A 20,465-nucleotide genomic window follows, 5' to 3' on the forward strand; every position below is an offset into this window, starting at 1 on the left:
TCATCATGTTCCAATTGGTTTATTGAATACACTAATTTTTAACCATTCAAAGGGCAGGTTTTAATGCTTCCCACTTCACTTTCCACGAACCATCATCGGGGAATCCAGGCGCATTTGCATCGGGAGCCCCTTCCCATCCCGCAGCCATCATAGCGACTGCATATAATAGCCCGCCATTGCCCGGAAAATAAGGAAATGGTGCCCGGCCGCCCCCCACCAGTCCATGCTCATCAAACATAAACGCCGGATACTCCAAGAGGTAATCGATTGCCTGTTCCGGCTGCCCCAACCTTGCTGCCGACATGGCCAGCATCGGAAAATCCCATCCCCACGTTTCATGGAGCTTCCATTCCTGATGCACTTTTTCAAGGGTTCTGTTCATCGTTGGAATATCTACGCCATCGCCAGGCAGCATACCAAATGCCCCGATAAGGGCAGGGTGCTCCCAATTGTGCCTGGTCCACATCTCATCGATTCCCTCGTGGGTAACATACACACCATCTTCAACCGGCAGTGGTGAAAGTTTGTCCAGCACGTCGTCCCATTTCTCTTCCCGCGGCATATTCATCCGTTCTCTCCAGGTTTGCGCGGTGCGTAAGCCGAATCCCCAATATGCCAATTCGAATGTCGGATTGATCGTGGTACGAGGATCCGTATTCTCCGAAACGATGTAGACTGGCGGTCCGAGCACATAACGATCTTTGGCAGCATCGTAATGCGCGAAGTCGGCCATGAACTCCGCGGATTCGAACACAACTTCTTTCCATTTATCGAGTGTGGTTTGCGTAGGATGCAAGCGATAGTCCAATTCGGCGAAAAAAATCGGGTGCGGCTGTTGCCAAATCAATGTTGCATGGATAGGATGGGGCCAATCCCTATCCAAATCCGCTGTGCATTTTGGCCATCTCGCCCCCTTATATCCCTGCTTTTCAGCGCGTGCCATTGATGTGGGCAAAAAATCAGGGTAGACATGCAGACTCCTGTCAAATAGCGACCACCGGTCCCAAAGCGCAAAATGGGCGCCGTGCCACCAAATCATCTCGAAATGGAAACGGCCATACCAGCCATTATTGACCAGGCCACTCTCCTGCGGCGGCCAGCTCCCGGCCTCGTTTACCTTCATTACATACTGCGACAAGACCACCCGGCGTTCCAACTCTTTCCAGCGGGGGTCGGTACTTGCTGACAGGTCCATGGCTGCGCCAGACATCCAATAATCTTTCCATGATATTGCAGAAGATTGCTGGCATTCCGAAAAGCTTAACTGGATTTCCACAATGGGGTCGTCATTAAACGCACAAACAAACTCGAGCGTATTCCCAGATTCCGGCACCAACTGAAAATCATGCTTGCCCAACTCTTGGAAACCGGCATCCGTGGTCCAGTTTACACGCACACCGTAATCGGTATCATCTAGGATACGCTGGAGATGGGCAAATCTTCCTTCCGTTGCAACCAGCTTCGTGGCATGCGCACCGGGTTGATCGAATGTACTGTTCACCTGTTGGCTTTTGTCGGGATATGGAAAAGAGAACGCAACGGAAATCTGCCCATTTTCTATCAATTCGGAAGTAATCTGCACGCCGACGGCGTCTTTTTCGCCGTGACACAGTGTCTTTACCAATACAGGTGTCCCTTCCAATTCGAACGAACTGATGATGGTCCCTGTCCACAGATCGGTTTCCTGCTTCGTATGCTGCAGGTCTTCCAACGCTGCGACCGTACCATCCGATTTTTTTAACACCAATCCGATCCGTCCGAGATTGAACGAATGCGGATTGCCCGCCAACCAGGCAGATAGTTCTGGCTGGTTGTCATTCCAATCGTCATAGTGGACCAGCCGACCATACGTATCCCACATTTTCCCCTTGAAATCTTCGATATTAAGGCCTTCGGGAAGCGGAAAGCTGTGCCAGCCCCAGTGCGACATCGTCGCATGCGTAGCGAATGTCTGGAGGCCGGTGATATCCACGCCGAAAGCAAACTCCCCGTTGCCAACCTGTGCCGGGCTTTCCGGATTGTCCTTTTCAGTAATTATCCGATGACGGCTCACCACCGCCTCGCGATCGATTTTTCCGCCGCTGCAACTGAATAACAACGCTAGAAGGCCTGACAATAAAAAAAAGCTTTGTGTCCAAGCTAGGAGACATTGATAACACTTATTCATAACCATGCTAGTATCCCTCGTTTTGTTCCAGCGAATTTAGGCTTTTTTCAACTTCTGCACGGGGTATTGGAAGACGGTAATGTTTCTCCTGAAAATTACGTTCATCAGAGAGCACCCCTACGGCATAGGTCTTACTGCCATCCGGTCGCTTCCGTATCGTGATTTTAAGCAAGTCTTGGTTTTCCGTCCGCTCTGCAATCATCCAACGCCGTATGTCAAAAAAGCGATGTTCTTCGTACGCTAATTCCACCATACGTTCATTTTGGATCCGGGCCCTCAACTGCTCTCCGGTATCCGTTACCGGCGGCATCTGCACGCTTGCCCGAGCCCTTACCAGATTCAGGTATTCGCGCGCGGTTGCTTCGTCGCCCAATTCGAATGCCGCTTCAGCATAATTCAATAATATTTCCGCATACCTGAAATAAATCCAAGGATTCATTGGTTGTTCCGTATTTCCCGTAGGCGGAATATTTTCATTCAAAAACTTTTTAAGGGCATAGCCGGTAAGCGAGGCATTCCAAGGTTGCACACTGCTTTCGGGAGAATCCAGTCCCCCCATAAATGTCTCGGTCTCACGTTCCATCCACATCGCACCGTCATGGAGAATGGTTGCATAAAACCGTGGATCTCGACCTACATAAGGGTTGTTGGGATCGTACCCCGATTGCTGATTAACTGTTAATCCCCCGTTGGCTTGCGCTATATAAGGACGCAATCCCGTAGTCTTCATCTCATACGCGTTGACCAGATTTTGTGTAGGACCCTGATAATTGCCCCCTTCATCTCCATTCCTTCCATTCTTCCAATTATAATCCGTAGCGTTCCCTTGTGTGAAAGACCTTGCCCAGATAATCTCATCATTGTCTTTCAGAAATAACTCCCGATAATCGGGGTACAATACATAGGACCCCAACAGCTCGCTGGCTGCGGCGGCAGCCATTTGCCATTTTGTACGGTCATTCGAAGGATTGTTTAATTTACTCGCCGCATACAGCAGCACGCGGGACTTGAGTGCCTTACAGGCGTCTCCAGATGCCCTGCCTAATTGGTTTGCGGGTTGTTTTGCCGGCAAAAGTTGAATCGCTTCATCCAATTCGCTAACAATGAAATCAACGCAGGCGTCATAAGGATCACGCGACAAGGTATAGTCCTCATTCAATTCGTAGACCTTCGTAATGATAGGCACCCCACCATATCGCCATATTAAATTCGCATACGCACAGGCCCTTAGGAACATCATTTCGCCTTTCATCAACGCTTTCACGTTATCATCAATAGGCGCACCATCGATTTTGTCGAAAAATACATTCATATTTCTGATCTGACTGAAACCAAGCTGCCAATAATTGACCCTACCGGAAAGCTGGGTAATGTTATCTGACGTAACTTCGCCCCTTTGCAAAACAAACATATTCCCGTGATTATGCAAATCGTAGGACTCATCACTAGCCGCGGCGAACACATCATCTACGTAACCATGCAAGACCGTGTTATAACTTGCATTCACATATAATTGAATCAATGCCGCGTCCGCCCAAGTATCGTTTTCCGACAGCTTATCCAATGGCTTCAAATCCAATACATTGCATGAAGACATGGTGAAAAGAACCAATAGTATATAGCTAAACTTTTTCATTTCTCTAGGATTAAAAAGTCAAATTAACTCCAAAATTAAATACACGTTGCAGCGGATAGTACCAGAAATCATGTGTTTCCGGATCAAAACCCATATCTTTCATGTGGTCATATACCATGAAAAGGTTACTTCCGCTAACGGATACGCGAAGGCCCTGCGCTCCGAATGATTTACAGATAGCTGATGGTAGGTTATAACCGAGCTCCATATTTTTTAGCCGCAAAAATCCGGCATTTTTCATCCAGTGTGTAGAGGCATACGAACTGTTTGTACTGGTTGTCCACAATGCCGTACTCCCCCTAGGCATGGTCGCGTCCACATTGTCCACCGCCCAACTATCCCTTGCACGCCAATCGAGGAAATTACCGAATGTATGGCTCATCACGGGGAACCAACCGCCAAAATATTGCTGCGCGTTCTCCTGCCCTTGGAAAAACAAGGCCAAATCAAACCCCTTGTAGGCCAAATTAGCAGTAAACCCGAAGACAATTTCAGGAACATTTGTTTGATTTATTCTGATCCTATCTCTTGAATCAATTTCGCCGTCACCATTTACATCCTCATAAATCAGGTCGCCAGCTTTGGTTCCCGGTAAATGGGGCGTGGCGTCGACTTGTGTTTGATCCCGGTACACGCCGGTAGCTTTGTACAACAATGCCGCCCCATATGGCCTGCCTGTGGCATACTGATAGGGCTCCGCTGCGGGTTGCTCATCTGCAAACACAACTTTATTGCGCGCGAAAGACACATTGCCGGACAATCTGTAGGAAACCTCGTTTACCTTGTTGGTATGAGAAAGTACTAATTCAAACCCTCGGTTATCCACAATCCCGATATTTTCATCCGGCAACGTCAATCCCGTATAGTCAGGTACGGTCGCACTACGTTTGGTCAGGATATCCGATCGCCGGGACTTGAAATAATCGAATTCAACATTCACTAGTCCATTCCATAGACCGGCCTCGACACCGACATTCCATGTTTCCGCGGTCTCCCAGGTAATAAACGGATTGGGCACATTGGTTTGCACAAGACCTGCTACATCGTTGTTGCCGATTACATAATTGTTGTTGAAGCCGTAGGTCATCATGTATTGAAATGCAGGAACGGCATCGTTGCCCATCTTCCCATAAGACCCCCTTAGTTTAAGGTTACCGATGAAATCCAAGTTTTCCATAAAAGATTCCTCGGAAATTCTCCAACCCAATGAAGCTCCTGGAAAAAAACCATACCGTTTCTCCTTGGGGAATTTCGATGAACCATCAGCCCGTAATGTCACTTCAGCCAAGTATTTTCCGGCGTAGTCATAATTGATCCGTCCGAACACGTTCTGCCGTGCATCCTGACCGGAGAAGCCAGAATTTGATTGCTTAGCCTTATCACTGCTCCCCATATTTAATTCCGGCAAACTAATGGACAGGAAATCACTCCTTCCAGCTTGTAGTGTCGCGCTTTTGATCTGAGTTTGCTCATAACCAGCCATCAGCGCTATACTATGCATATCGAACTGCCTTGCATAATTAACTTTGGAGGTAAAATACATTTGCGTTACTGCATAGTTAATCTGGTTCAGATTTGCCAAAGATGGGCTCATTCCGGACAATCCTTTCACATACTCCTTCGTTTGTGCGTCCTCACGATACACATAGCTTGGCGTCTCAAACCTTTTGGTATAAACCCCCGAAAAATCATAACTCCCGCTACCGTCTATCGATAAACCCTTTATCCAAGGCAACTCCCATTTAAAAAAGAGGTTGCTTTGTGCCGCCCTTGTATCTTCCTGCTGATGGCCAGCATTATCTGTCACCCAATTGTGGACATTCTCACTCCCTCTCAGTGGCTGCATGTAATCTGTACCCGGCCAGTAAGGCTGCCAATTGGGTTGATAAAGGTAGATATGGCTATTTAGCTCGTTATTACTCCAAAATGGATAGTGTCTGTCATCCACCCTTCCGGAAATATTGAGTCCTACCGTCAAATTATCGGTTACCTGAACATCTACATTTGAACGTACGTTGTATGATCTGAATTCGGTTGAACCATTTGTATATTGCCCCGATTGTGCTAAATCACCCATAGAGAAATAATATTTAGTTCGTTCGCCACCGCCAGATACAGATACGTTGCCACGATGTTGGGGCGCTAATGGCCTCACAATATAGTCGTACCAATCCACATTGGGGTAATTGGGATCGCTGCCTTCCTTGTATTTCTGAAGTTCCACATCCGAAAAGATTGCCTCCCGCCCTTCATCGATTTCGATGTTATTTGATATCTTACCGAATGTATAGGAATCAGCCATCCTCGGATTTCTTGTCGGCTGGCTATACCCTTGGTTAAAAGAAAGATTGATAGACGGCTTTCCAACAGACCCGCGCTTTGTGGTAACCAATATAACGCCGTTCGCGGCACGCGAACCATAAATGGCAGCCGACGCATCTTTTAGTACCGTGATCGTTTCGATATCATTCGGGTTTAACTGCCCTAACCCGCCACGTTCCACACCATCAATAATAACCAACGCATTAGTGGCACCCGTTGTGCCACGGCCCCTGATCATGATTGATGGGTCGTCCCTTCCGGGTTCTCCGCTTCGGCTGTTAATAATCACACCGGGTAAACGCCCAGCGAGCGACTGAGAAACATTCGCTGAAGGGCTTTTAACAATATCAGCCCCCTTCGCAGTAACAACAGATCCCGTTAGCGAAGCTTTCTTCTGCGTACCGTAACCAACCACCACCACTTCTTCCAACGCTAAAAGATCTTCAGTCATCATTATAGTGAAAACACGTTGTTCTCCCACTTCAATTTCCTGCGAAATGTAGCCGGTATACGATATCTGGACAACGGCGTTTTCCTCGACCTTCAACGTGAATTGCCCATTATCATCTGTCATTGTCGGGTTGGTTGTTCCCTTTTCCAAGATGCTGGCGCCGACGATTGGGTTTCCCGCTTCGTCTGATACCGTGCCCGTAATAACATGGTTTACTTGATAAGAAATAATAGTACGCTCCCCATTTGGGAAATACGTGCTTTTTGTAGCCGACGCAGTGGGCGAATAGATTACTAGGATAGGGACTATCGCGGTCAAGCATCGTAATTTGACTTTCCAGCAAGTAGTTTCATTTGCTCGGAAAAACAAGCGATTTTTCTGTCTCATAATTTAATAGATTAGTTGTTAGATATGGTTGGATTCAATGGTTTACTTGGTATCTTACCTCAAGCAGTTGCTTCATCCAAAGATTCACTTCATATTGGTCGGCCAGGAGTCGCGTCGTATTGGGTACGTATGCCATATATGGATGCGGACCAAACTCGGGGGTGATGGTAGCCATATGGCTGCCAGCTGCAGTCAAGTGATCGATCCACCGATCCCACCACGCCAGGTGGTTGTCCAATGCTACTTGGTTTTCCGGACTCCGCGGGTCAGTGACCTGCGGGCCTTGGGGATGTCCGACACGGGCATGAATGTGTTTGGTATGTCGTATGGCTAGATCAACAGCATCCTCTTGGTCTTCAAGATAGCTTTCCGATACGCAAACCCAATGGGAAAGATCCAGTGCCAACTCCAACGACGGGAATGCTTTCAGGTAGTCGTGAACAATGTGCGCTGCATAGGACCATTTGTTGCGATGGGTCTCGTGGATAATGGGGATGGACGACTCCCTTGAAATCCGGTCGCACAGTGCAAAGCAAGCTTCCATCTGGTCCTTGTTGTAATATTCGCGACCGGTCTGCGAAACGATAAATCGGGGTTTTGCCGAACGGCTTTTGTAAGACAGCAATGCGTACAAATTGCGCTCCAAGGCATCCAGATATCGGTTGAAGTCCTTGCCTTCGATCAACTCGGCATGGAGCAGGATGTACGAAAGCCCGTTGTCGCTGAGCGTAGCGACCATGTCTTCGTTCTTCGCCATGTCATCCAGCGGGAATACCTCTACGCCAGCGTAACCATCGCTTTTGATCCGTTGGCCAAATGTTGGCCAAGGGATGTTTTCCGAACCCCAACGCGGGCAAAAGAAGTCGATATTCATCGCAATTTATAGATCAGTGGCATTTGTTCGTCGTTGTCCAACACATCTCCGATTTGGAGTGTCTTTACATATTCATCCGGCAGGATATTGGGGGTACCATTATAGGTATTTCCATCGGGCATATAGGCGCAGGTCATTGCACGCCGGAACCCAGGTGTCATGTTGGCGTGTGCACCATGGATAGTCAATCCGTTATGGAAGGAGCAACTACCTGCTTTCATCACCGCTGCATGAGACTTCGTTTGCTTGAATTCGGGATAAACTTCAAAGATACCACCCATGTTTTTACCAATACCTGTATTCTCGAATGTGGTTCGCTTGTGTGAGCCTGAAATGAAAAACAAACATCCGTTTTCCAACGTCGCATCATCCAATGCCACCCAGATGGACAATGCCCGTCGGTCTGAAAAAGACCAAAAAGGGGTGTCAAGATGCCAAGAAGTCGGGTTTGCCCAAGGCCGTTTTACCAATGCCTGATCGTGCCAGATGCGGATGCCGGCTACACCGGCCAATTCCGCAGCCATCTTGCCGATACGTTCATCCACCATGAGTTGCTTGACCTCCTCGTTGGTCTGCCAAAGATTCAACAGTTGATCAAACACGTTGTTGAAATATTTCGCGTCTTCGTTGATGCCATCATCTTCGCCTAGGCGTATTTCCTTTCCCGGTATCTTCAACCCATTCCGTTCCTTAATGGCTTGGGTGACCACCTGCCGCCAATGTTCCAATTCAGCTTCATTCAAGAAATCTTCAATGACGATGTATCCGCTGGTTCGATAAAAATTGATTTGCTCGCTACTTAGTGTGGTATTCATAAATGCGCTCTAATTGGTTAAATACTCCTGCAAATGTAATCCCTCAAGACTGGTAATAAAATGACAAAAACACTTCATTATTTGCACTTTTTGATATTTTTAGCCTATGTTTGAAACGACCAATTAGCGATAAACCTTATGGATAACTATCACAAATACCTACATGTAAGCGACTTAGACAAAGATTGGCAATTCTATGTTAATACGGTTGGCTATTGCAAAACCAACAAAAACATGCACTACCCAGACATGAGTAAGCATCCGAAAGACCACGTGTTCTCATGGAACAAAGGAAGGATCCTAGATGGGTACTATATCGTATTTATAACCAATGGCAGTGGGACGTTCGAATCGGCAAAAACGGCACCCCAACAAGTTGAGGCGGGTACATGTTTCATACTGTTTCCAGGCATATGGCATCGTTATAAGCCCAATCCACTCGTCGGTTGGGAGGAATATTGGGTTGGGTTCAATGGCGCATACCCACAGCATATCATGGAAAAGTTCTTCAACCGAAAAAATCCGTTTATAAAGACAGGATTGAATAAAGACTTATTGGCTGCATTCACCCTTTTGCTGGGTACGGTTTCGCAGGCTCAGATCGGGTACCCACAACTGATTTCTGGCATAGCGTTACAAGTTTTGGGTCTCCTGAATAACATAAGGCTTGCGGATAACATCAATAACGATCCCGAATCGATATGGGTATCACAAGCTGTATTCATGCTGCAGAATCAGCTTAGCAACAGTGTTAATATGGAAGAGTTGGTTGAACAGTTTCCCATTAGCTACTCGAAGTTCAGGAAGTCGTTCAAACGGTTGACCGGAAAATCCCCAAACCAATATCACCTCGACTTACGCCTTGACAAAGCCGAAGAACTACTGAAAAACACGAATCTAAGCGTCAAGGAAATCGGTTATCACACGGGTTTTGACTCTCCTTATTATTTCTCCAGAGCATTCAAGGGGAAATTTGGAGTTTCACCTAAGATCTTTCGCACAAAACCTGCCTGAACTACGACACGCTAACAAGCTGGTATTCGATTTGGTTAAGCGTAAATTGCTCGCCCACCTCCTTACCCAGCATCAGGCTACCGACAGGAGAGGCTATGGAAACTGCGAAATAGGTCTTTCCGTCCACGAGTAGCTGACCGGCGCTGACCGAAAGGAAGAAAGCACCATGGTTGGTCTCCACCAAGCTGCCCAACATAGCTTGCTTCGCGTGTATATTGATGTCGATATTTCGCAAGACCTGTTCCATTTGCCGGGCCTGGGCAAGTAATTGCTGAAGGCGGTTGATTTCCTGCTGCATCATTTCCCGGGTGGTCTCAAATTTATCCCCTGCGCTGCTTTTCGTGTCATCGGTAGCTGCGTCGCTCGCCACCGCTATGGCTTGATCGGCATTGGTTATTCGATCTTGCACATACTGTTTACAGGCCGATAAAAGTGCTCCCTTCAATGATTCCATTTCCATTGTTTCCGCTTGATGTTGATCTACTCACCTACCAAGCAGCAAATCATATGCCTTTTTTCCGCTTAGTCCTACTTAATTTCCATGCCCCTATAGGTTTCAGCATCGGAGCGCCAGATTTCAAACTTTACGTCATACCCTTCGGGTACGTAGATGACAATGGGCAATCGACCATTATAATTGGTGAATTCACTATTCGATCGCACGAACTGGGTAATTTTCTGGTCGTCCGGACAGGCCATTTTTGTCCCTGCGATATGCCCTTCCGTATGAAACACATAGTAGTCGTACCCCCAGCCTTGGAGATCCTTCTTCTCAAAAGACCCCATGAGCGAATGGTGGTTGCAGGCATCCGTTTCAGTATCTTTACCCACGTAAAACGCTATTTTCTTGTTATGGTCATTGTCTGATAGGGGCACTTCTATGATGATCTGTTTTTGCCCTTCGGCTGGTTTAGGGAACATCTCCAGGCTCGCTTTGACATGATCCTGCGCCATCGCCTGACTGCCGGCCATCATGCCGATACCGAACAAGAGAACTGTTAAAATTGATTTTGCCATTTTATCATGATGTTAATTTATTACCTGCATAACGGCCGGAATGGATAATTCGCTACAAAGGGGGGGTTAAACATCAGCATGCATTTCCTTACGTTCCCCTATCTGCTGCCGCCACATCGCATAATATAACCCTTTTTGCTCAAGCAATGTCGCATGGTTACCCGTTTCTATAATCCTGCCCTTTTCCAATACAAAGATCTTATCGGCATACATAATGGTCGATAAGCGGTGGGCAATCATCACGGTGATATGCTGGCGTTCAGCCGTGATGCGGCGTATGGTATTCGAAATCTCTTCTTCCGTAATGGAATCAAGGGCAGAGGTAGCCTCGTCAAAAATCATGAGGTGGGGCTGCCGCAACAGGGAGCGCGCAATGGATAATCGCTGGCGTTCGCCGCCTGATAATTTCAGCCCACCCTCGCCAATCACCGTATCCAACCCTTTGTCTGCCCGAGCAAGGATATTTTGCCCTGCGGCCTTCTCCAATACGTCTTCGATCATGGCATCGGTAGCTCCCGGGTTAACAAACAACAGGTTTTCCTTTATGGTTCCAGAAAACAATTGGGTATCCTGCGTGACGAACCCAATCTGATGGCGCAATTCTTCAAAGTCAATACGGTCATCGCTGTAATCGTTATAAAAAATACGCCCTTCGCTCGGATGATAAAGCCCGACAAGTAATTTTACCAATGTTGTCTTGCCCGAGCCCGAGGGCCCTACAAAGGCAATGGTTTCCCCTCGTTTTACTCCGAAAGATATTCCCTCCAATGCAGGCCTTGTAGCGGATTGGTGCTGAAAACGCACATCGTCGAACTGAAGGCTGGTTATGTCATTGATTTTTTCCGGATGTGCGGGTTGAAATTCCACTTTCCGGCTTAAAAGGTCTTGAAGGTTGTTTAAGGAAGCTTCGGCCTCCCGGTATGACAAAATAATATTGCCCAATTCCTGCAAGGGGCCAAAAATAAAGAAGGAGTAAAATTGCATCATCATCATTTGGCCTACGGTAACCTCATCCCTGAACACAAAAAATAGTAGGGCAAACATGATACATTGTTGCAAAAAGTTGACAAAAGTTCCTTGTACAAAACTAACGGAACGGATACTCTTGACTTTCCGCAATTCCAGTTTTAGAATCTTCATGGTCGTGGTGTTCAACCTACGTATCTCCTGCTGCGTGAGGCCGAGGCTTTTCACCAGTTCAATATTGCGCAACGATTCTGTAGTGGATCCGGCAAGGGCATTTGTGTCTTTGACAATATTTTTCTGGATGAATTTAATTTTGCGACTCAGGACGCTGGTCAGGAAGGCGAGCGTTACTGCACCCACAAGATAAATAGCCGGCAAAGCGGGGCTTAGCTGAAAGGCAATGATGGTCACAAAAACAATGCCTACCAATGTTGCAAACAAGACATTCACAAAGTTGGTAATGAACTTTTCACAATCGGCACGAACCTTCTGCAGGACAGAGAGTGTTTCCCCGCTCCTTTGGTCCTCAAAATCTTGAAAAGGAAGGCGAAGTGCATGACGAAGCCCGTCTGTATAGAGTTTTGCGCCGAATTTTTGTATGACCACATTGACCACGTAATCCTGAAAAGCTTTGGCAATGCGCGACACCATGGCAGCACCTATAATCAATAATAGGCCAATGGTGATTCCCTTAAAGAAGGCATCCTCCGCGCCTTTTTCCCTATATTCAGCAGCCTTGTTGGCATAAGGATCGATGATTAAATTACCCAGGATGTATGGATTAAGTAAAGAAAATACCTGGTTAATGGCAGCAAGAATAAGCGCAAGGAAAATAAGGCCCTTGTAATTACTCAAATATCTTAATAATAGCTTCATATCTTTTAGTCGTCATTCAAAAAGCAAAAATTTGATTCCTTGTATATCATCAGCGTCAATTGTTTAGGTACTGAGCCCACTAGTGGATACCAGCGGCATAGGGAAGGCCCCACAATTTTACTTCTTTTTTCTCAAAAATTCATTTTTTAATTTAATTCGGGTGCAAGACAGTTAACAGGTTTCACGCAACTGCCTGTAGTTTCGTTTACAGGACAAAAGTATGCCCTGCTTATGACAACCCTATGTCAGGGGACATTTTGGATGGTTAAGTTATGATCGCAATTAGTCGTGAAAGTCATTTTGTGTCCAAAACTGGAACCGAAGCAGGATGAATGGCCTACGTGCTAAACCAAATGTCGCTTTAGCATCTGCGCATTTATGGCAACTACAATCGTACTTAAACTCATCAGCACCGCTCCAGCTGCCGGGCTAAGCATAATCCCAAATTGGTATAAAATGCCGGCAGCCAAGGGAATGGCAATAATATTGTATCCTGCAGCCCACCATAAGTTTTGTATCATTTTGTTGTAGGTAGCTTTTCCAAACAGTATCAGGTTGGCAATATCTTTTGGGTCGGAATTCACCAAAATAATATCCGCTGTTTCTGCCGCCACGTCCGTTCCCGAACCTACAGCAATCCCTACATCGGCTTGTGCAAGGGCGGGCGCATCGTTTACCCCATCGCCCGTCATGGCAACAAATTCACCGTCTGCCTGCAATTCTTTTACTTTCTCTAATTTATCATGGGGTAAAACATTCGCTAAAAAGCCATCCATATTTAGTTCTTCACTTACTTTTTTAGCTACTTTTTCGTTATCACCGGTGAGTAATAAATTCTTAATTCCCGCTGCTTTTAACTGTTGAATGGCTTCAAAAGAACTTTCCCGTATTTGGTCTGAGAAGAGGAATTGTCCTGCCACTTCGTTGTCAATGATAATATAAACAATTGTCCCTGTAGCATCTTCGCTTGATTGCGTGACGTCCATATGCTGTTCTTTCAGGTAATTTGGCCCAACTACCTTAATGTTTTTACCTTCTACGATGCCTTCCAGCCCTTTACCCGGCATATAATTGAATTTTTCGGATTTCGGAGTCGCTATGTCCAGTTCCTTTATTTTTCGCATTAAACCTGTTGCGATGTAGTGTTCCGAATGTTGTTCAATGCCCGCCGCGAGACGGAGCAATTCATTTTCATCATAATGTTCATCCGACACAACAACATGTTGTAACTGGTGGCTTCCTTTTGTGAGTGTTCCAGTTTTATCAAAAATGATCGTAGTGATTAGGCGGGCATTTTCAAAAGCGGTTCTGTTACGTATGAGCAATCCTTTCTGCGCTGAGATGGATGTAGAAATAGCCACCACCAGCGGAACAGCCAGTCCCAGAGCATGGGGACAAGATATCACCATTACGGTAACCATTCTTTCCAGGGCAAACACAAAAGGAAAATCTAACAACAACCACACAACGAGTGTAATGAAACCACCACCCAATGCCACAAACGTTAAAACCTTAGCGGCACGGTCGGCAAAGTTTTGTGTTTTGGATTTTATCTTTTGTGCATCTTCCACCAGTTTTATCACTTTATTGAGGTAGCTATCTTTCCCAGTGCTCGATACCTTGATGGTCAGCGAACCGTTTCCATTTACGGCGCCTCCTATTACTTTGCTGTCTTTTTCCTTTTTTATGGGTTTGCTTTCACCGGTAAGCATACTTTCGTCTAAGTAACTTTCGCCTGCTATCACTACGCCATCCACCGGAACTTTTTCCCCTGGTTTTACCAATACCATGTCACCTATTTTCAATTCGCTAACTGGCATTTCGTGCACCTTATCATCGACAAGATGATGCGCCGTGGAAGGCATCATCTTTACCAGTAGTTCCAATGAGCGGGAAGCGCCCATCACCGATTTCATTTCAAAATAATGTCCAATAAGCATGATATCGATCAGCGTTGCCATTTCCCAATAAAAATCCATTCCCTGCAAACCGAACGTAATGGCTACGCTATATGCCCAAGCCACGGTGATGGCTACGCCAATCAACGTCATCATGCCGATGGCTTTATCCTTCACCTCATCATAAAGCCCTTTTAGGAAAGGATATCCCCCATAAATAAAAATAAAGGTGGAAAGTGTTGCCAACACGTATTTATCCCCTTGAAAAGTCAACTCAAACCCTAACCATTGCTGTATCATATGTGATAAAGCCAGTGCGGGGATTGTGATTAGGGTACATACTATAAAACGCCTCCAAAAATCCGCTACGTTGTGTCCGGCATGTTTGTCGTGCCCATCTGCGTGCATGTGTTCATGGGCGTGTTCGTGGCCATCATGATGCTTGTGGTTTGTATGCGAAGTGTGATTTTCCATTACTACGGATGTTTTTGTCCTAATTTAGTTATTATGCCGTCATTGCTTGGGCACCGTTAGACGAATTTAGCATAAATGTCTGATAGAAATACAAAGTTCTATGGCACTTGTTTTAATCTGCCCCTAATTAGCGTCTGTCTATCAAGTCAGTGGCTAAAGCTAGCATAAACTAAAAATAGAACGCAGACCGTGTCCGACATACAACTATCACGGTTAAATTCAAAAAGCTCGTTATATCTAAAAAATATTTTTCATTTTGGCATGAGTAATTTCTTCGGTATGATAGTCTTTTAATATAGTGAGGCAACGATAAGCCTAGGCACCCAGTAATATACGTTGAATAAATGGAAAAATTAACCGAGAAAGAGTCAATATACCATGATTTAGAATACATGGATGTAGCAGCAATATTGCAAAATATAAACCAAGAAGATCGGCAGGTAGCCGATGCCGTCCATAAATCCCTTTCGCAAATAGAAGCATTTGTAAAAGCGGTAGTTACCCGGATGAATGAAGGTGGTCGTTTAATCTATATTGGAGCAGGTACTAGCGGTCGTTTAGGAATTTTGGATGCCTCTGAATGCCCACCCACTTTTGGGGTATCTGCCGATAGGATTATCGGATTAATCGCGGGAGGAGATCAAGCCATCAGAACGGCCATAGAATTTGCAGAAGACGATACCGTGCAAGCATGGGAAGATCTAAAAAATATTCATATCAACGAACAGGATATAGTTTTAGGGATCTCGGCTTCCGGTTCCACGCCCTATGTTTTGGCGGCAATTGAGCAAGCCAACAAAAAGGGAATACTTACTGGATGTTTAGTCTGCAATTTAGCCAGTCCTATCGCCAGCGAAGCTAATTATCCTATAGAAACCATAACGGGGCCTGAATTTATTACGGGATCCACACGGATGAAGGCTGGTACAGCGCAAAAAATGGTTCTCAATATGATCAGTACCTCCGTGATGATTAAGTTAGGAAGAATAAAAGGAAATAAAATGGTCGACATGAAAGTTTCCAATAATAAGTTAAAAAATAGAGGGATCATGATGTTGATGCAAGAGACAGGCCTCAACTATACGGAAGCGGAGAAACTGATTGATAAATACGGCAATATCCGAAAAGCAATTGAATTGGTGAATACATTGGACGATTAACGAACATGCTGAATATAAAAAAGGCAATAAATCAGAAAAATTTAATACAATAACTCACCAGTATTCATGGCCTATAAAGGATTAACGATTAAAGAATTGTTCACGGAAATAGAAGCCGGCCAAAAGAAAGCTTTTGATCAGGTATACCTGCTGCATTTCGATAATCTTAAGCAATTTGCGATTCAATATATTAAAAATGAGGAATCAGCCGAGGAGATCGTCTCCGAAATATTTGTGAAGCTTTGGGTTCGAAGAGCAGATTTATCAAACATTCACGAACCGATTTTTTATCTGTATAAATCCGTTAAAAATGCATGTTTTACGTATTTAAAACGTGAAGAAAAATACCTGAAAGTAGCGCTAGATGAAATTACGTTAAATGAATCACAATATACAATGATAGCGGATCCCGAAAAAATACTGGAATATAAAGAGTTACTTTCATATCTCGATGAAGTGGTGGATAGCTTGCCGGACCAGCGTAAGGCGATTTTTAAAATGGTAAAAGAGGATAGACTGAAATGCAAAGAAGTAGCAGAACTTCTTGACATATCTGTCCGCACGGTAGAAAATCAAGTCTATAACGCTATAAAAGTATTGAACGAAAAAGTAGAAAAGTATCTTAATGAAGGTAATCTACCGAATGGATCGCCAAGAAGGACATTTTTTATGGTTTGGTTGATCAATATAACACAGGTTATGCTTCCATATTTCCTTTTATTACTACTATAAATGATGAACAAAGAAGATTTCTTGCTATTGTTAACGCGCAGGCTAACAGATGGTCTATCAGCCGTTGAAGAAGAAGAATTTAAGGAAGTTTTGAAATCAAATGATGCATACAGACGTCAAGCCGAACTATTAACGCATTACTTCCATACTCCATCCCGATCCAACGGAACCGATCGAATAAAATTGGCCAACGTATGGCGTGCTATTGATGAAGTAGATCGTTCCGAAAAATTGGGGAAACGAGCGCATGATCGTCCAATTTCAAAATCAAAGCGGCATACTTGGTTGAAGGTAGCGGCAGCTATTGTATTATGCATGAGTATAGGAGTTGTGATTTACAAAAATGCCTATAAAGCAGAACACGCACCCTTGACAGAAATCAAAACAGAAGCTGAAAAGAGGTTTGTTACCTTAAATGATGGTACTAGAATCCTATTAAATAAAGAATCCGTTATCCAATACAATCCTGATTTTGGTTTAAAAGCTAGAAATATCACGTTGCAGGGCGAAGCGTATTTTGAAGTAGCGAAAAATGAAAAAGTTCCCTTATTTGTGTATGCAGGCGGTCTAATTGTCGAAGTGAAGGGCACCATGTTTAACGTGAATGCTTATGAAAACTCATCAACTGTATCGGTTTCGCTAATTGAAGGATCGATAGAAGTAACCGCTAAAGGAGATTCCATGCAGAAAACATTGCTTAAACCCAATCAAAAATTAGTGGCTGAATCCAACCAGCTCCTCAAATTAATTTCCTTACCAAAAGAATCTTTATTAGCTGAAATCAACTGGTTACAAAACCACGATTCCTTAGTTTTTAAGAAGGAGAAATTGAAAGACCTGGCTGTGAGAATGGAGGAAAAATACGCGGTAAGAATTGAAATAAGAAATGAGGAACTAAAGGACAAACGATTCAGCGGCACATTTAACCAAGTAAATTTAAAGCAAGCGCTGGATGCATTACGCACGTCTTATCCCTTTAATTATAGGATTGAAGGTAAATTGGTCGTCATAGAATAAAGCCATGGCATTAAGAATAGTAATCTTATTGCTTCTTTCCTTCCAATTCTTTCCATCCATCGCACAAGAAGGAAGTGTCAAGATAAAATCAGGTAAGCAATCGCTTATTTCTGTTTTAAATCATATAGAACGGAAATCAATGTATAATATCGTTTTTAGTGATGAATTTGTGGCCGAAGATATGATGGTTTATTTGGCCTCCGGAGAATATCCGATATCAACGTTATTAAATAAAATCTTATCAGGATACGATTTATTCTATAAAGAACTCTCCGGAAACCTGATTGTAATCGGCAATAAAAGTTCACAGTATACGCTGGAACAAGAGCAAGCAAAGATCCGGTTATCTGGCAATATCCGAAATGCAGACCAACAAGCTATCTCCTATGCTTCCGTAAGCTTATTTTCAGGTAATCAGTTTTTAACAGGCACGACTACAGATACGTATGGGCGGTTTCATCTCCGCTATGCATTCAAAGAAGGAGAAGCGTATTCATTGAAGCTATCTTCCATCGGATATAAGGCTACTGAAACGTCGTTTAGCTACCCGGATACGGCCTTGTTTGCCAGTCTCCAATTGGAGCGAGAAAGTCGCCTCTTGGATGAGGTGCAAGTGAATGCGCAGAAACCAGCAATTGAGCGCAGGGCGGATCGGTTTATCGTTAATGTAGAAGGCAGCGTATTGGAAAATGGAAGCAACGGCCTAGAAATTCTGCAAAAGTCGCCCGGCTTATGGGTGAATCCGAACGGTGCGATAAGCCTTCGGGGCCAGTCGGTACTTGTTATGATCAATGACGTGGTGCAACGGATGTCGTCAACCGATTTGGCGGAATATCTGCGTACGCTCCGGTCCGAAGATATTTCGAAAATCGAAATTTTACCGAATCCACCCGCTGAGTTTGAAGCCGAGAGTTCGGGGGGAATTGTACATATCATCTTGAAAAAGGGCCGTGAGGAGGGTTTTGTCGGCTCGGTAAACACACAGTATAGGCAGCAGGTGGAGCGACCACGATATGGAGTAGCCGCCACGTTGAATTATAAAATCAAAGATTTCTATGCCTTCGGGTCGACGGGCTATGAAAAAGATCAAAGCGAATACATCGCCACTAACGATATCCACTATCCGGATCAAAGCGTCTATAATAGCTTCACCGATCGGTACAACAACAATGACCGCGCTATGCTACGCTTAGGGGCAGTATATGATTTCAGCGCAAACCAATCCATCGGATTGCAGACCAACTTGAACAGGGGTAAGTTGCTCCAGTATTTTGATACGGAAATTGAACTGACGGGTCAAGAGCAGGCGCTTGACGGATTGGCTAATTCAGAATGGACAAGGAAACCTGAGTTTAGCAGCACTACCCTGAACTATTCGCTGAAGACCGACAGCCTAGGTTCCAGATTGAAATTCATTGCGGACTATGTACATAGCGAAAACCCCAACATCAATCATTTTCAATCCCGGTATTCGGATCCGCAACAGGATGCCACCTTCCGTAATTCGACGCCAAGTATAACACGGCTGTTTAGCGCCCAGACGGATTTCACCCAGTTATTCAAAAACAAGATGCAATTTAAAGTGGGGGCCAAATATACTTCAACCAACCGCGACAATGAGGTAGTCCATGAAAACTTCATCGTAGATAGTTGGATATTAGACCCAGGGCGCAGCAACCGATTCATCTATAAAGAGCAGCTGATGATGGGATATGCATCTCTGGAGCATAAACTCAAGCGAACCAGCGTACAATTAGGCCTCAGGGCTGAGCAAACCATCATGGATGGAAATTCATTTACTGCAGGGATACAGTTTCACCGCTCTTACCTGAATTTCTTTCCTTCTGTGTTCATTATGCATGAATTGGATAGTGCCAAAAAGACTTCTTTACTGCTCAACTATACCCGCAGGTTGAGCCGACCGTCATTTGCGTCGCTCAATCCTTACCGCCTGCAGTTTTATGATTATTTGGCCCAGATCGGCAATCCAGACTTGTTGCCGGAATATGTGAACAGGGTAGAGACTGGCGTCACCTTTGGCAGCGGCATTTCGTTCGATGTATACTTTTCGTCCACAGACAACATGATGGCCCAATATGCGCAGTCCATCGATAAGGTGATTGAGTACCAAATCAGGAATTTCAACCATAGTTACCGTTACGGTGTGAGTTTGTTTGCCCCGATAAAAGTGAAAAAGTGGTGGTCCATGACGAACAACATGCACCTATCCACACTGCGTTATCGTATTCAGGATGTCGATTACAACAATACCTCCTTTAATGTCAGCACGTTTCAGGTCTTCAACATCAAGAAAATAGGTGATGCCGATGTCTTTAGCTATTACCGGTCTCCTTATCTTTCCGCAAACTCGGACATGGCATACCAATTTGCCATGGACCTCGGGTATACCAAGCGCTTATTTGGAGATAGGGGCCGCCTGAGGCTCACTATCACCGATGTGTTTAATACCGCCCGGGAAAAAGATATCACCGAGGACAATGGGACGACCATCTACTTTTATCAGAAAAGGCCTACACGTACAGTTGGTCTATCATTCAGCTACACGTTTATGTCCGGCAAAAAATTCAGTAACAAGAAAATCGAAGAGAGTGCTGAAGATGAGCGGAAGAGAATTGGTAATTAAATTAAGATGTCCAAT

General features: G+C 44.9%; 14 protein-coding genes. 5 read left to right on the plus strand and 9 right to left on the minus strand.

Features of this window, described 5'->3' with window-relative positions:
- Positions 1–46: 46 nt before the first annotated feature.
- From NF543_RS19020 to NF543_RS19040, 5 genes are read right to left on the minus strand one after another with little or no spacing between them, the layout of a single operon-like run.
- Positions 47–2,116, minus strand: a complete 2,070-nt coding sequence (locus NF543_RS19020; protein WP_257669773.1) for a hypothetical protein — start codon at positions 2,114–2,116, stop codon at positions 47–49.
- 58 nt (positions 2,117–2,174) lie between these two features.
- The gene (locus NF543_RS19025) at positions 2,175–3,803 is read right to left on the minus strand and encodes a RagB/SusD family nutrient uptake outer membrane protein (protein WP_257669774.1); all 1,629 of its coding nucleotides are present in this window, start codon (positions 3,801–3,803) and stop codon (positions 2,175–2,177) included.
- A 10-nt stretch (positions 3,804–3,813) separates the two neighbouring features.
- Positions 3,814–6,963, minus strand: a complete 3,150-nt coding sequence (locus tag NF543_RS19030; protein WP_257669775.1) for a SusC/RagA family TonB-linked outer membrane protein — start codon at positions 6,961–6,963, stop codon at positions 3,814–3,816.
- A gap of 34 nt (positions 6,964–6,997) precedes the next feature.
- Positions 6,998–7,837 carry an IolE/MocC family protein gene (locus NF543_RS19035; protein WP_257669776.1) on the minus strand — a complete coding sequence of 280 codons (840 nt, stop codon included), beginning with the start codon at positions 7,835–7,837 and terminating at the stop codon, positions 6,998–7,000.
- Positions 7,834–8,652 (minus strand): phytanoyl-CoA dioxygenase family protein, encoded by an 819-nt coding sequence (locus tag NF543_RS19040; RefSeq protein WP_257669777.1) that lies wholly within the window; start codon positions 8,650–8,652, stop codon positions 7,834–7,836. Before NF543_RS19040 ends, NF543_RS19035 begins: the two co-directional genes overlap by 4 nt.
- A gap of 138 nt (positions 8,653–8,790) precedes the next feature.
- Between NF543_RS19040 and NF543_RS19045 the strand changes: the two genes are divergently transcribed.
- Entirely contained in the window at positions 8,791–9,666 is an 876-nt protein-coding gene (locus tag NF543_RS19045) for a helix-turn-helix domain-containing protein (RefSeq protein ID WP_257669778.1), read from the plus strand.
- 1 nt (position 9,667) lies between these two features.
- On the opposite strand, the gene NF543_RS19050 is transcribed toward NF543_RS19045, so the two are convergent.
- From NF543_RS19050 to NF543_RS19065, 4 genes are all read right to left on the minus strand, one after another.
- Positions 9,668–10,120 carry a GreA/GreB family elongation factor gene (locus NF543_RS19050; RefSeq protein ID WP_257957532.1) on the minus strand — a complete coding sequence of 151 codons (453 nt, stop codon included), beginning with the start codon at positions 10,118–10,120 and terminating at the stop codon, positions 9,668–9,670.
- 74 nt (positions 10,121–10,194) lie between these two features.
- On the minus strand, positions 10,195–10,683 hold the full coding sequence (locus tag NF543_RS19055; protein ID WP_257669780.1) for an ecotin family protein: 489 nt from the start codon (positions 10,681–10,683) through the stop codon (positions 10,195–10,197).
- 66 nt (positions 10,684–10,749) lie between these two features.
- Positions 10,750–12,525: an ABC transporter ATP-binding protein gene (locus NF543_RS19060; protein ID WP_257669781.1), complete on the minus strand. Its 1,776-nt coding sequence runs from the start codon at positions 12,523–12,525 to the stop codon at positions 10,750–10,752.
- A gap of 344 nt (positions 12,526–12,869) precedes the next feature.
- Positions 12,870–14,897: a copper-translocating P-type ATPase gene (locus NF543_RS19065; protein ID WP_257669782.1), complete on the minus strand. Its 2,028-nt coding sequence runs from the start codon at positions 14,895–14,897 to the stop codon at positions 12,870–12,872.
- A 344-nt stretch (positions 14,898–15,241) separates the two neighbouring features.
- Between NF543_RS19065 and murQ the strand changes: the two genes are divergently transcribed.
- The 4 genes from murQ to NF543_RS19085 all read left to right on the plus strand — a co-directional run bounded on the left by murQ (position 15,242) and on the right by NF543_RS19085 (position 20,450).
- Positions 15,242–16,057, plus strand: coding sequence for an N-acetylmuramic acid 6-phosphate etherase (gene murQ, locus NF543_RS19070; RefSeq protein ID WP_257669783.1), 816 nt, complete (start codon positions 15,242–15,244; stop codon positions 16,055–16,057).
- A 66-nt stretch (positions 16,058–16,123) separates the two neighbouring features.
- Positions 16,124–16,789 carry an RNA polymerase sigma-70 factor gene (locus NF543_RS19075; protein ID WP_257669784.1) on the plus strand — a complete coding sequence of 222 codons (666 nt, stop codon included), beginning with the start codon at positions 16,124–16,126 and terminating at the stop codon, positions 16,787–16,789.
- Positions 16,790–16,792: 3 nt separating this feature from the next.
- Positions 16,793–17,806: a FecR family protein gene (locus NF543_RS19080; protein WP_257669785.1), complete on the plus strand. Its 1,014-nt coding sequence runs from the start codon at positions 16,793–16,795 to the stop codon at positions 17,804–17,806.
- A 4-nt stretch (positions 17,807–17,810) separates the two neighbouring features.
- Entirely contained in the window at positions 17,811–20,450 is a 2,640-nt protein-coding gene (locus NF543_RS19085) for an outer membrane beta-barrel protein (RefSeq protein WP_257669786.1), read from the plus strand.
- The last annotated feature ends 15 nt before the right edge of the window (positions 20,451–20,465 follow it).

The sequence above is a fragment of the Parapedobacter tibetensis genome (assembly GCF_024704835.1).
Lineage (GTDB): Bacteria > Bacteroidota > Bacteroidia > Sphingobacteriales > Sphingobacteriaceae > Parapedobacter > Parapedobacter tibetensis.